This is a genomic window from Paraburkholderia phenoliruptrix (genome assembly GCF_019511605.1).
Taxonomy (GTDB): Bacteria; Pseudomonadota; Gammaproteobacteria; order Burkholderiales; family Burkholderiaceae; genus Paraburkholderia; species Paraburkholderia phenoliruptrix_A.
The window spans coordinates 1-13,075 of record NZ_JAEUAV010000003.1; the positions used below are offsets into that span (position 1 = coordinate 1).

At 63.0% G+C, this 13,075-nt stretch carries 10 protein-coding genes; 8 read left to right on the plus strand and 2 right to left on the minus strand.

Features of this window, described 5'->3' with window-relative positions; all coding sequences use genetic code 11:
* Together JNB89_RS06165 and JNB89_RS06170 are read left to right on the plus strand one after the other, a co-directional pair.
* Positions 1–1,774, plus strand: a 1,774-nt coding sequence (locus JNB89_RS06165) for a YadA family autotransporter adhesin (protein ID WP_220361664.1), incomplete at its 5' end; no start/stop codon positions are given.
* Positions 1,775–1,891: 117 nt separating this feature from the next.
* Positions 1,892–2,617, plus strand: coding sequence for an OmpA family protein (locus tag JNB89_RS06170; protein WP_220361665.1), 726 nt, complete (start codon positions 1,892–1,894; stop codon positions 2,615–2,617).
* 67 nt (positions 2,618–2,684) lie between these two features.
* Here the strand turns inward: JNB89_RS06170 and JNB89_RS06175 are convergent, their stop codons facing one another.
* Complete coding sequence (locus JNB89_RS06175; RefSeq protein ID WP_220361666.1) at positions 2,685–3,530, minus strand: MurR/RpiR family transcriptional regulator; 846 nt, start codon at positions 3,528–3,530, stop codon at positions 2,685–2,687.
* 288 nt (positions 3,531–3,818) lie between these two features.
* Here JNB89_RS06175 and edd point away from each other — a divergent pair, with 288 nt between their 5' ends.
* The 4 genes from edd to JNB89_RS06195 all read left to right on the plus strand — a co-directional run bounded on the left by edd (position 3,819) and on the right by JNB89_RS06195 (position 8,638).
* Entirely contained in the window at positions 3,819–5,744 is a 1,926-nt protein-coding gene (gene edd, locus JNB89_RS06180; RefSeq protein ID WP_220361667.1) for a phosphogluconate dehydratase, read from the plus strand.
* Between the two features lie 105 nt (positions 5,745–5,849).
* Entirely contained in the window at positions 5,850–6,491 is a 642-nt protein-coding gene (gene eda / locus JNB89_RS06185; protein ID WP_013340478.1) for a bifunctional 4-hydroxy-2-oxoglutarate aldolase/2-dehydro-3-deoxy-phosphogluconate aldolase, read from the plus strand.
* A gap of 247 nt (positions 6,492–6,738) precedes the next feature.
* Positions 6,739–8,133, plus strand: coding sequence for a GntP family permease (locus tag JNB89_RS06190; RefSeq protein WP_220361668.1), 1,395 nt, complete (start codon positions 6,739–6,741; stop codon positions 8,131–8,133).
* Between the two features lie 10 nt (positions 8,134–8,143).
* Positions 8,144–8,638 (plus strand): gluconokinase, encoded by a 495-nt coding sequence (locus JNB89_RS06195; protein ID WP_013340476.1) that lies wholly within the window; start codon positions 8,144–8,146, stop codon positions 8,636–8,638.
* Between the two features lie 159 nt (positions 8,639–8,797).
* Here the strand turns inward: JNB89_RS06195 and purB are convergent, their stop codons facing one another.
* Positions 8,798–10,186 carry an adenylosuccinate lyase gene (gene purB, locus JNB89_RS06200; RefSeq protein WP_220361669.1) on the minus strand — a complete coding sequence of 463 codons (1,389 nt, stop codon included), beginning with the start codon at positions 10,184–10,186 and terminating at the stop codon, positions 8,798–8,800.
* A gap of 235 nt (positions 10,187–10,421) precedes the next feature.
* Here purB and JNB89_RS06205 point away from each other — a divergent pair, with 235 nt between their 5' ends.
* Together JNB89_RS06205 and JNB89_RS06210 are read left to right on the plus strand one after the other, a co-directional pair.
* A complete protein-coding gene (locus tag JNB89_RS06205; protein WP_220361670.1) occupies positions 10,422–11,378 on the plus strand; it encodes a LysR family transcriptional regulator in 957 nt (318 codons plus the stop codon).
* A gap of 177 nt (positions 11,379–11,555) precedes the next feature.
* Entirely contained in the window at positions 11,556–12,869 is a 1,314-nt protein-coding gene (locus JNB89_RS06210) for a Glu/Leu/Phe/Val family dehydrogenase (protein ID WP_013340473.1), read from the plus strand.
* Positions 12,870–13,075: the final 206 nt, after the last annotated feature.

A 13,075-nucleotide genomic window follows, 5' to 3' on the forward strand; every position in this document is an offset into this window, starting at 1 on the left:
CGGTACGCTGTCGGGTGCTGCTTCGGCGGCGAACGGCGAAGTGTCGGTGGGCTCGGCGGGTGCAGAGCGTCGCATCACGAACGTGGCAGCCGGCTCGGCGGCGACTGACGCGGTGAACGTGAGCCAGTTGCAGTCGGAAGACGCGAAGGTGAACAACCAAGGAGCGGCGACGGCTGCAGCGCTGGGTGGCGGTTCGACGTACAACACGACGACGGGCGCGATCACGAACCCGACATATTCGGTGGGCGGCACGACGGTGAACAACGTGGGCGATGCGATCACGAACATCGACGGCCGCGTGACGCAAAACACGACGGACATCACGAACCTGACGAACAACATCAACAGCGGTACGGTGGGGCTGGTGCAGCAGGATGCGGCCACGCGCAACATCACGGTGGCGCAGGGCACCGACGGCACGGTGGTGGACTTCACCGGCAAGGCGGGCACACGCACGCTCACGGGTGTCTCGGCGGGAGCGGTGAATGCGACGAGCGTGGACGCGGTGAACGGCTCGCAGCTGTATGCACTGGCCGGCTCGACGGCTAATGCGCTCGGCGGCGGTTCGACGGTGAATCCGGACGGGACGATCACGCTGCCGTCCTACGTGGTGGGCGGCACGACGGTGAACAACGTTGGCGATGCGATCACGAACATCGACGGCCGCGTGACACAAAACACGACGGACATCAGCAACATCAACAACACGCTGAATAACATCAGCAGCGGCGGCGGCATCACCTACTTCCACGCCAACTCGACGCTGGCCGATTCGCAAGCGACGGGCGCGGAGTCGGTGGCGATCGGCGGAAACGCACAGTCCACCGCTGCGAACTCGGTAGCGATCGGTTCGAACTCGGTGGCGAATCGTGCGAACACGGTGTCGGTCGGTTCGGCGGGTAACGAACGCCAGATCACCAACGTCGCGGCCGGTACGGCGGACACGGATGCGGTGAACGTCGCGCAGTTGAGGGCGTCGGGCATCATCAACGCGAACGGGACGACCAACGCGGCAGTCACGTACGACAACAACGCGAATGGTACGACCAACTACAACAGCGTCACCATGGGTAACGGCGTGGCGGGCGGTACGACGATCCATAACGTGGCCGCAGGCACGGCCGCCGATGATGCGGTCAACGTCAGCCAGATGAACGCGGCGATCTCCACTGTCACTAACATCGCGCAAGCGGCAAGCAACCCGATGTTCGCTGCGGACGGCAACCGTGACACGGAGGCAGCATCGGCCAGCGGCACGCACTCGACGGCAATGGGTGCGAATGCCAGCGCAAGCGCGGCCAACTCGGTGGCGCTGGGTGCGAACTCGGTGGCCGATCGTGCGAACACGGTGTCGGTCGGTTCGGCGGGTAACGAACGCCAGATCACCAACGTCGCGGCCGGTACGGCAACGACCGACGCGGTCAACGTAGGCCAGTTGAACGCCTCGATCAGCGCGGCGGTGGGTGATCTGCCCGCGGGCATGACGGCGAAGAGCTACACCGATCAGCAGATAAATTCGGTGCAGAACACCGTCAACGAGGTCGCGAAGGGCGCCTACGCAGGTATTGCAGCCACGACGGCGCTGACGATGATCCCCGACGTCGATCGTGACAAGACGATCGCCGTCGGTATCGGCGGCGGCACGTACAAGGGCCAACAGGCCGTTGCACTCGGCGTCTCGGCACGCATCACCGAGAACCTGAAGATGAAGGCTGGCGCGGGTACCAGCTCGCAAGGCATGACGGTGGGTGTGGGTGCTTCCTACCAGTGGTAAGTGCCGTGACGGACGGGGCGCGAGCCCTGTCCGTCAGCGGGAATGGCCTTGATTTCCTGTAAGCGCGCTTCTGTCCGCACGTGGCAGGAGCGCTGCTTCAATAACTGAACCGTGTGAATGAACACAACTCTCTTTCGATATCTCCGCGCGCCGCTACTCTGCGCAGTCCTGACATTGTTTGCTGCATGTACCACGCAATCGGGCCCGACCTATACGCTTCGCGCGGTCAGCGTGCCCAACCATACCGCCCCCATCTACGAGGTGAGCTGCCAGGGACTCTTCGAAAGCTCGAATAGCTGCGTCCGCGTGGCGGAAGAAACCTGTCATGATCAGCCGGTGACCTGGCTGGAAACGCTTGACGGCGTGCGCCAGTCCGAACCGGTGAAGAATCCGCGTCGAATGAATTTCATGTGCGGCAAGCCTGCCGTGCAACAACCGGTACAGGAGCCAGCTCAGCAGCCTGCTTCACGGCCGCCAGTAGTCCCGGTCGCGCCGCAGGTTCACTTACTCCTCCAAGGCAATGCTAACTTCGCGACGGATAGCGCCACGCTCAGCGCGGTAGCAAAAGAAAGTCTCGATCACTTCATGATGGTCAACAGGGGCGTCGATCTGCATCGCGTGACGGTGACGGGTTATACCGACAATACAGGTTCCGAGGTGCACAATCTGAAACTGTCGCAAGCGCGTGCTGAGGCTGTCGTGCATTATCTGCGCGAGGGTGGCCTCAAGGCAGATCAGTTACTCGCCCGTGGCTTGGGCAGTGCTGCTCCCGTTACCTCGAATGCAACCGCCGAGGGCCGCGCGCAGAACCGCCGCGTCGACGTTCGCGTGATCGCGGGATAAGCACGACCGCGCACGACTCCAACACTAAGGCTTGCCATCGCGCAGGCCTTTTTTCCACTGCGGTTCGTCAAGCTTCGCCGTTGATTCTCAGTCGCCCGATCACGCCTTTCGCCTGTCCCACGCGCTCGACGAGTTCTGGCCCGCGCCTGAGCGCCACGCCGACCGCCAGGATGTCGCCGATCGCCAGATGCGACATGCGCGATGTCATCGGCGAAAAGACGTCGTTCTCCTCTACCACGTTCGAGAACAGGCAGATCGACGCCACCTTCGCCAGCGGCGAACTCCCATGCGTGATCGCAATCACGTTCGCGCCGCGAGCGAGCGCCGAATGCGCTGCTTCGATGATGTCTCGGGTTCGACCCGTGTTGGAGATGGCCACCACGGCGTCGCCGGGTCCGAGCAACGCCGCTGACATCGAATAAGTGTGCGGATCGGAGTACGCGACGCTAGGCATGCCGAGCCGGAAAAATTTGTGCTGCATGTCCTGCGCGGCGATGCCCGAGCCGCCCGCGCCGTAGAACTCGATGCGCGACGCGTTCGTCAGTAGTTCCACGGCCGCCTCGACGCTGTCCGGCGAGAGGTTGTTGCGCACATTGATCAACGTGCCGATAGTCCGGTCGAATACCTTGGCGATGAGGCCCGGCGCGCCTTCGTCGGGCCGCACATCGCGATAGACGGCGGGCACCTCCGTCGCAATCCACTGTGCCAGCCGGATCTTGAATTCGCGGAACCCTGAGAAGCCGAGCGCATGACAGAAGCGCGCGATGGTCGGCTGGCTCACGCCTGCACGCGCGGCGACTTCCGTCATCGAGAGATCGACGACTTCACGCGGCGCCTCGATCACGTAGTCGGCCAGCTTGCGCTCGGACGGACGCAACTGCTCGCGCATTTCTTCGACCTGGGACAGCAACATTGGAAAACTCACACTATGCTGAATGATGCGTGGACTATAGCTGATCGAGAGAAAGGTACAAATACTACATACTGTGCTAGGTGTAATCCCCAGGTTCCATGCTTAAAACTGCCAATGGCAAGCCGGTTGGCGCTTTCGGTCAAATAGCGCTTGTCGCCGTGCAGCAGGGAATCAGGTTGCGGTCGTGTAGTTTTTCTACTAGCATGGCCGTCGTTGGTTGTACCGATTCCCCGCGACACTCACCTGGCACAGCGCCACGCGCCTGCCGCCAGCGACGAAGGAGCTCAGATGGTTTCCCCGCATTCGCAATTGTTGAAGGTCACGCAGCGCGTGATCGAACGCAGCAAGCCGACTCGCGAGGCATATCTCGCCCGCATTCATCAGGCGCAGGGCAAGTTCCCGGCGCGCGGCGCGCTTTCCTGCGCTAATCTCGCTCATGGTTTTGCGGGCCTCGAGGGCAACGACAAGCTCGTCATCAAGCAGATCCGCCAGCCGAACATCGGCATCGTCTCTTCGTACAACGAGATGCTGTCGGCTCACGCGCCGTACAAAAACTACCCGGACATCATCAAGCAGGCCGCGCGCGAGAACGGCGGCGTCGCGCAATTCGCGGGCGGTGTGCCGGCCATGTGCGACGGCATCACGCAAGGCAACGCGGGCATGGAGCTGTCGCTGTTCTCGCGCGAAGTGATCGCAATGAGCACGGCGGTCGCGCTCACCCATAACATGTTCGACGCGGCCCTGTGCCTCGGCATTTGCGACAAGATCGTGCCGGGCCTTCTGATTGGCGCGCTGCAGTTCGGTCACCTGCCGACCATCTTCGTGCCGGCCGGTCCAATGACGAGCGGTCTTTCCAACGACGACAAAGCGAAGACGCGCCAGCAGTTCGCGACCGGCCAATGCGGCCGCGAGGCGCTGCTCGAAGCAGAAGCCGCCGCCTATCACGGCCACGGCACCTGCACGTTTTACGGCACCGCAAACAGCAACCAGATGCTGATGGAGATCATGGGTCTGCATCTGCCTGGCTCCGCCTTCGTGCACCCGCATACGCCTTTGCGCGACGCGCTCACGGCGCAAGCGGCGCGGCGCGTGCTCGACTTGACCGTCGAGCGCGGCAATTACATGCCGATCGGCCACGTGATCGACGAAAAGGCGATCGTCAACGGGATCGTCGCGTTGCTGGCGACGGGCGGCTCGACCAATCACACGCTGCACCTCGTGGCGATTGCGCGCGCGGCGGGCATCGTGATCGACTGGGACGACTTCGACGCGCTGTCGCAAGCCGTGCCTTTGCTCGCCAAGATCTATCCGAACGGCAAGGCCGACGTGAACCATTTCCACGCGGCGGGCGGCGTCGCCTTCCTCGTGCGCAATCTGCTGGAAGGCGGTTTGCTGCATGAAGACGTGAACACCGTCGCAGGCAAGGGGCTGCAGCATTACACGGAAGAACCGAAGCTGATCGACGGCAAGCTGCAATGGGTGCCTGGCGCTCAGGCGAGCGAAGACACCGCGGTGTTGCGCGGCATCAAGGAGCCGTTCCAGCCGGACGGCGGTTTGCGTCTGATGCAAGGCAAGCTGGGTCGCGGCGTCATCAAGATTTCGGCGGTCGCGCCGCAGCATCGCAAGGTGAGGGCGCCGGCCATCGTGTTCGATTCGCAGGAAGCCGTGCAGGAAGCGTTCGACAACGGCGAGCTGAAGCGCGACTTCGTGGCCGTCGTGCGCTTCCAGGGCGCGCGGGCAAACGGCATGCCTGAGCTGCATCGTTTGACGCCGCTGCTCGGTGTGTTGCAGGATCAGGGCTTTCACGTCGCATTGGTCACGGACGGCCGCATGTCGGGCGCGTCGGGCAAGGTGCCCGCGGTGATTCACCTGTCGCCGGAAGCGCTGCTGCAAGGCCCGATCGGCAAGGTCCGCACCGGCGACATGCTGGTCATCGACGCAGAAGCGGGCGTGCTCGATGTCGAAGTCGACGCAGAGGAATGGGCCGCGCGGCCCGGCGCCCAGCCGCTGCATCAGGCCGAGAATGAAGTAGGCTTTGGCCGCGAGCTGTTCGGCGTGTTCCGCGCGGCCGCGGCGCCTGCGGAGCAGGGCGCGTCGGTGTTCGGGCCGATGGTCGGCGAGCGTGCCGCGTCGCACGGCGAGCATGCGGCATCCGCGGCAGCGCCTGCCGTTCAGCACGGCGAAACGCGAAGCAGCACCACTCACGCCGGCTAGCGGCATCTTGCAGACAACAAGCCTGCGCAGCCGGTCAACCGGGCAGCCCAAACAAGCCAGTCGTCGCGATCCAACTGGCAACTGGCAGAAACAAGGAGTTTCACTATGACGTCGAAAACAGTAAGCGAGATAGTCCGCCTCGGTCCCGTGATTCCGGTGCTTGCGTTCGATTCGGTCGAGCAGGGCGAACACGTGTCGCGCGCCTTGCATGCAGGCGGCGTGAAGGTGCTCGAGATCACCCTGCGCACGCCGGCCGGGCTCGCGGCGATCGAGCGCGCGAGCCAGCTGGCCGAAGACATCGTGGTCGGCGTGGGCACGATCACGAAGCCCGAGCACTGTGCACAGGCGAAGAAAGCGGGCGCGCAGTTCGGCGTCTCGCCGGGCCTCACCAAAGACATGCACAAGGCCGCGCAGGACGCCGGCCTGCCGCTTTTGCCCGGCGTGATGACACCGACCGACATCATCACCGCGCTCGAACTCGGCTACGAGATCGTGAAGTTCTTCCCGGCGCAGCAAGCCGGCGGCGTACCGATGCTGCAAGCTTTTCACGGCCCGTTTCCGACGCTGAAGTTCTGCCCGACCGGCGGCATTACTGCCGAAACGGCCACGCATTTCCTGTCGCTGCCGAACGTGGTTTGCGTGGGCGGTTCGTGGCTCACGCCTAAGGCCGCGCTTGCCGCGCAGAACTGGGACGAAGTCACGCGCCTCGCCCGCGCCGCCAGCCAGTTGGCCGCGCCTGCTCATTAGCCGGAATCCGCCTGATACAAGTCAGTCAGCAAGTCAGGCAATACAAAGCCTCGTCGATACAGCCGGTTCGGCTGCCGCGGCGAGGCTTCGTTGCAGATATGCATGCTGTTTTCGCGGGCTTTTCAAGACAACAGACAGTAAAATTCAGCGACCGCGCGGTTCGTAGCCTTCAAGGCGCGCCGGTCGCCATGAGATCTGGTGGCTGCCGTCGTCCGCACCACAATCAATAACGCAAAGGAGGAGCTTCATGGAAGCTGTTCACGGCAGCATGCTGCTGGTTTACGGGGTGATCGCCATCGCCCTGCTGATCCTGATGATCACCCGCTACAAGGTCTATCCGTTCCTTGTGCTGATCATCGTCTCACTGCTGCTGGGGCTTGTGTCCGGCATGCCGATGGCGACCATCGTCAAGTCATTCGAAACCGGCAATGGCAACACGCTCGGGCACATTGCGGTGGTGGTCGGCCTTGGCACGATGCTCGGCAAGATGATGGCCGAGTCCGGCGGCGCCGAGCGCATTGCTACCACTCTCATCGACTGGTTCGGCGAGAAGAACATTCATTGGGCAATGATGGTCGTCGCGATCATTGTCGGTTTGCCGGTGTTCTTCGAAGTGGGCTTCGTGCTGCTCATTCCGATCGCCTTCAACGTCGCCAAGCGCACCAACAAATCGCTGCTGCTGGTCGGCCTGCCGATGGTCGCGGGCCTGTCTGTCGTGCACGGGCTGATTCCGCCGCACCCGGCCGCGATGCTCGCGGTGCAGCAGTATCACGCGGACATCGGCAAGACGATTGCATATGGCCTGATCGTCGGCGTGCCGACGGCTATCGTCGCGGGTCCGCTGTTTGCGCTCATGATCAACCGCTATGTGAAGCTGCCGGAACAGAACGCGCTTGCCGCGCAGTTCCTCAACAAGGATGAAATCGCCTCGTCGGGCACGCCCGGCGGCACGAATTCTGCGCCCAGGCGTGAACTGCCGGGCTTCGGCATTACGCTCTTCACGGTTTTGCTGCCGGTGATCCTGATGCTGGTCGGCAGCTGGGCCGATCTCGTGTTCACGCCGAAGACCTTGCCGAACGATTTGCTGCGCTTCGTCGGCAACTCGGACGTGGCGCTGTTGATCGCCGTGCTAGTCAGCTTCTGGACTTTTGGCGCGAGCCGCGGCTTCAATCGCGACCAGATCCAGAAGTTCTGCGGCGAATGTCTCGCGCCGATCGCGGGCATTACGCTGATCGTCGGCGCGGGCGGCGGTTTTGGACGCGTGCTGATGGATAGCGGCATTTCGAAGGAAATCGTTGCGGCTGCAACTTCGGCGCATTTGTCGCCGCTGCTGTTCGGCTGGCTCGTCGCGGCGCTGATCCGTCTCGCAACAGGTTCGGCCACCGTCGCGATGACCACGGCCTGCGGCATCGTCGCGCCTATCGCCGCGGCCAGCGCGATTCAGGTGAAGCCGGAGTTGCTGGTGCTGGCAACGGGCTCGGGCTCGCTGATCTTCTCGCACGTGAACGACGGCGGTTTCTGGCTGATCAAGGAATACTTCGGTATGACGGTGGGGCAGACCTTCAAGACATGGTCGCTTCTCGAAACCATCATTTCGTTGATGGGTTTGTTGTTGACCTTCGCGCTAGCGGCGGTCCTGTAAGGAGTTTTTGATGATTCTGATCGCAATGGGCGTGTCGGGCGCCGGCAAGACGAGAATTGGCGAGATGCTGGCGGAGCGCCTGCATTGCGCGTTCACCGACGGCGACGCGTTTCATAGCGCCGCGAACAAGGAGAAGATGCACCACGGTATTCCGCTTACCGACGAAGACCGGTGGCCGTGGCTCAAAACTATCCGCGCCGCGATCGAAGAAAAGCAGAAGGCGGGCGAGACGGCCGTGTTCACGTGTTCGTCGCTGAAGCGCTCCTATCGCGACATTCTGCGCGACGGCGACAAAGACGTGTGCTTCGTCTACCTGAAGGGCTCGCGCGAAGTACTGCAAGAGCGTCTGACCACGCGTACCGGCCATTTCTTCGACCCGTCGCTGCTGCAAAGTCAGCTCGATACGCTCGAGGAACCGGGCGCGGACGAGGCCGTGACGGTGAGCATAGAACTGTCGCCCGAACAGATCGTCGAGGACGTGTTAAAGCAGATCGACAAGCGCTAGGCGCCTTGCGCGCAGTTGTCGCGCAGTTGTCGCATAGTTCGTCGTGCAACTAGTCGTGCAATTAGTCGCGCAGATGTAAAAAAGCCGCTCCTCGGAGCGGCTTTTCTTTTGCCTCGACCGGCAACTGCCGGCAAGGCCCACCAAAGAACAACGCAGGCGTTAGCCGATGCGCTTCGCCAGTCCCACTGCCTTGCCGATATACGAAGCGGGCGTCATCGCGAGCAGGCGGTCTTTCGCGTCTTGCGGAATATCAAGGGCGCTCACGAAGGTTTGCAGTGCCTCACGCGTGATGCCCTTGCCGCGCGTCAGCTCCTTCAACTGCTCGTACGGATTTTCGATGCCGTAGCGGCGCATTACCGTTTGCACCGGCTCAGCCAGCACTTCCCAGCAGTTGTCGAGGTCTTCGTTCAGACGCTGCGCGTTCACTTCGAGCTTGTCCAGACCGCGTATCAGCGAGTCGTACGCGAGCAGCGAGTAGCCGAATGCGACGCCCATGTTGCGCAGCACCGTTGAGTCGGTCAGGTCGCGCTGCCAGCGCGACACCGGCAGTTTGTCGGCGAGGTGGCGCAGCGTTGCGTTCGCGAGGCCCAGGTTGCCTTCGGAGTTTTCGAAGTCGATCGGGTTGACCTTGTGCGGCATCGTCGACGAACCGATTTCGCCGGCTTTCGTGCGCTGCTTGAAATAGCCGACAGAAATATAGCCCCACACGTCGCGGTCGAGGTCGAGCAGGATGGTGTTGGCACGCGCGACCGCGTCGAACAGTTCGGCCATGTAGTCGTGCGGTTCGATCTGGATCGTGTACGGATTGAACGTGAGCTTCAGACGCTGCTCAACCACTTCGCGCGAGAACGCTTCCCAGTCGAATTCCGGATATGCCGACAGATGCGCGTTGAAGTTGCCGACTGCGCCGTTCATCTTGCCGAGCAGTTCGACCTTCGCGATACGCTCGATGGCGCGTTGCAGACGCGCGGCCACGTTGGCAATCTCCTTGCCGAGCGTGGTCGGGCTGGCCGGCTGGCCGTGCGTACGCGACAGCATGGGCTGCGCGGCGTGCGCGTGAGCCAGCGCGACCAGTTTCTGATGCACGGTGCGCAGCGCGGGCAGAATGACGTGCTCGCGGGCACCCGCGAGCATCAGGCCATGCGACGTGTTGTTGATGTCTTCCGAAGTGCACGCAAAGTGGATGAATTCGCTCGCGCGCTCCAGTTCCTGCTGGCCTTTGACCGACTCCTTCAGCCAGTATTCGACGGCTTTCACGTCGTGGTTCGTCACGCGCTCGATTTCCTTGATGCGCGCGGCGTCGTGCGCGGTGAAGCGCTCGGCCAGTTGCAGCAGGAATTGTTCGGCTGCCTCCGAAAAGCGCGGCACTTCGGCGAAGCCGGCGCGCGAAAGCGCGATCAGCCAATGAATTTCGACCGTCACGCGATTGCGCATGAACGCGGCTTCCGAGAGCCAGTCGCGCAGGGCTTCGGTTTTCGACGCATAACGGCCGTCGAGCGGAGAGAGCGCATTCAGCGCGAACAGGGTGTCGGGGCGGGTGTCGGACATGATGGCGGCTGGTCTAAGCGTTGAGCGCCCGCTGTATGCAAAGTCGCAGCGAGCGGATCGGAAACGGGGGGAACCGCGAATTTTACCACTACGGCTCGATGCGCCCGGAAGACGCGCGCCGGACGCGATCCGCGGCGAAGGATGCGTCCCGAGGGCGACCGTCTATCAGAACGGCGCGTACCGACGAAGCCACTAAAATGCTGACTTCTTCTTTCTCGCCGGCAGCAGGCTTCGCATGGAACTGAAATGGCTCGAAGACTTCGTTTCGCTCGCGGAAACGCGCAGTTTCAGCCGTTCCGCTGAACTGCGGCATGTCACGCAGCCGGCTTTCTCGCGGCGCATTCAGGCGCTCGAGGCGTGGCTCGGCACGGAGCTCATCGACCGCTCGGTTTATCCGACGCGTCTCACGCCGGCCGGTCAGGTATTCAACGAGCAGGCGCTTGCCATGCTCTCCCAGTTCCATGAGGCGCGCGCGCTGCTGCGCGGCCATACGGCGACGCCGCAGGCGACCATTGAATTCGCCGTGCCGCACACGCTGTCGCTCACGTACTTCCCGCGCTGGCTGCAACGCATTGAAGCGCAGATGGGCCCGATCCATACGCGGCTGCGTGCGCTGAACGTGCACGACGCGGCGCTTTCGCTGGTGGAAGGCGGCTGCGATCTGATGATGGGCTATCACCATCCGAGCCATCCGGTGGCGCTCGATCCGGGCCGCTACGACATGTTGACGCTCGGCAACGAGCCGATCAGTCCGTTCTCGGCGCCGGGACGGGCGAGCCGCCCGCGCCACACTTTGCCGGGCACGGCCGGCTCGCCCACGCCTTATCTGTCGTATACGCCCAATGCGTATCTGGGCCGCATGACCGAGGTGATTCTCGCAAACGCGCCAGAGCGCCTGTATCTGGACCGGCTTTACGAAACCGATATGGCAGAAGGTCTGAAGGCAATGGCGCTGGCGGGCCACGGCATCGCTTTCCTGCCGCATAGCGCGGTGGAAGATGCGGTTGCGGACGGCAAACTGATCCGGCTCGACCGCGCAACGCGCGGCACCCCCGAAGGGCAGCTCACGCTGACTATGGAGATTCGCCTGTATCGCGACAAGCTGGCTGCGAAGAGCGACGACGCGCGCCAGATTCTGGTGCGCCAGTTGTGGGACGTAGTGTCGGAGGAACTTGCGCACGGCGGCACCTGACGGGCCAGGGCGTCGGACCGCCAACTCGCCAGGCCGCCCGAACCTGCGCACCCGCGACGCGCGATTGCAGCTTCCTGATCGTTATGCAAAAAAAACATAATCGAATAAGGAAACGGCATTGGATTTCAAAACGGCCTTTTTCGACAATGCTGCTATTCGATCAACGCCGGAGCGTTCATGTCTTCCCAGCAGCAAGTAGCCGAATCTGCCTCAACGTTGCAATCCGTTCCCTCCTACCTCAACAGCGAAGACCTCGGCCCCTGGGGCAACTACCTGCGCCAGGTCGACCGCGTCGCGCCGTACCTCGGCTCGCTGTCCCGCTGGCTCGAAACCCTCAAGCGCCCGAAGCGTATTCTGATTGTCGACGTGCCTATCGAGCTGGATAACGGCACGGTCGCGCACTTCGAGGGCTACCGCGTGCAGCACAACGTGTCGCGTGGTCCGGGCAAGGGCGGCGTGCGGTATCACCAGGACGTGACGCTGTCGGAAGTGATGGCGCTGTCCGCGTGGATGTCGGTGAAGAACGCTGCTGTGAACGTTCCTTACGGCGGCGCGAAGGGCGGCATCCGCCTCGATCCGCGCAAGCTCTCGCGTGGCGAACTGGAGCGCGTGACGCGCCGCTACACGAGCGAAATCGGCATCATCATCGGACCGAACACCGACATTCCCGCGCCGGACGTGAACACGAACGAGCAGATCATGGCGTGGATGATGGACACGTACTCGATGAACCAGGGCCAAACGGCAACCGGCGTCGTGACCGGCAAGCCGATCACGCTCGGCGGTTCGCTCGGCCGCCGCGAAGCCACGGGCCGCGGCGTGTTCGTGGTCGGCTGCGAAGCGGCGCGCCGCATCGGCTTCGATATCGAAGGTGCGCGCATTGCCGTGCAAGGTTTCGGTAACGTCGGCGGGATTGCCGCGCGTCTGTTCCAGGAAGCGGGCGCGAAGGTCGTCGCAGTGCAGGATCACACGGGTTCGCTGTACAAGTCGACCGGCATCGACGCAGTCGCGCTGCTGGACCATGTGGCGAAGACGGGCGGCGTGGGCGGATTCCCGGAAGCCGACGCGGTGACCAACGAGGAATTCTGGACGGTGGAGTCGGACATTCTGATTCCGGCCGCGCTGGAAAACCAGATCACCGAAAAGAACGCCGGCAAGATCAAGACGAAGATCGTCGTGGAAGGCGCAAACGGCCCGACCACCACGGCTGCCGACGACATCCTGCGCGATCGCGGGATCCTCGTGATTCCGGACGTGGTCGCCAACGCGGGCGGCGTGACCGTGTCGTACTTCGAATGGGTGCAGGACTTCTCCAGCTTCTTCTGGACCGAAGACGAGATCAACCAGCGCCTCGAGCGCGTGATGCGCGAAGCGTTTGCCGCGGTCTGGCAGGTGTCGAGCGAGCAGAACGTTTCGGTGCGTACGGCAGCGTTTATCGTTGCGTGTAAGCGGATTCTGCAAGCGCGCGAAATGCGCGGCCTGTATCCTTGATATCGGGCATTGCAAAATGCAGCGAACGGCGGGTCTGCTACCTCGCGGACGCGCCGCGCATTCCACGTGAATGCGCATGTCTGAACGCGCTTTACAAGAGCGCGTGTTGTGCCCGGCGGGCGGCATCGCGACGATGCCGCCCGCTTTTGCATGTCCGGAAAGGTTGACCGACTGCGCGAAGCCGCCGCCTCTGAATAGCGGCGTGC

Excerpts from the sequence above, each read along its gene's own strand:
- JNB89_RS06170 (WP_220361665.1), top strand. The coding sequence starts at position 1,892 with ATGAACACAACTCTCTTTCGATATCTCCGCGCGCCGCTACTCTGCGCA.
- JNB89_RS06175 (WP_220361666.1), bottom strand. The coding sequence starts at position 3,530 with ATGTTGCTGTCCCAGGTCGAAGAAATGCGCGAGCAGTTGCGTCCGTCC.
- edd (WP_220361667.1), top strand. The coding sequence starts at position 3,819 with ATGGTTTCCCCGCATTCGCAATTGTTGAAGGTCACGCAGCGCGTGATC.
- eda (WP_013340478.1), top strand. The coding sequence starts at position 5,850 with ATGACGTCGAAAACAGTAAGCGAGATAGTCCGCCTCGGTCCCGTGATT.
- JNB89_RS06190 (WP_220361668.1), top strand. The coding sequence starts at position 6,739 with ATGGAAGCTGTTCACGGCAGCATGCTGCTGGTTTACGGGGTGATCGCC.
- JNB89_RS06195 (WP_013340476.1), top strand. The coding sequence starts at position 8,144 with ATGATTCTGATCGCAATGGGCGTGTCGGGCGCCGGCAAGACGAGAATT.
- purB (WP_220361669.1), bottom strand. The coding sequence starts at position 10,186 with ATGTCCGACACCCGCCCCGACACCCTGTTCGCGCTGAATGCGCTCTCT.
- JNB89_RS06205 (WP_220361670.1), top strand. The coding sequence starts at position 10,422 with ATGGAACTGAAATGGCTCGAAGACTTCGTTTCGCTCGCGGAAACGCGC.
- JNB89_RS06210 (WP_013340473.1), top strand. The coding sequence starts at position 11,556 with ATGTCTTCCCAGCAGCAAGTAGCCGAATCTGCCTCAACGTTGCAATCC.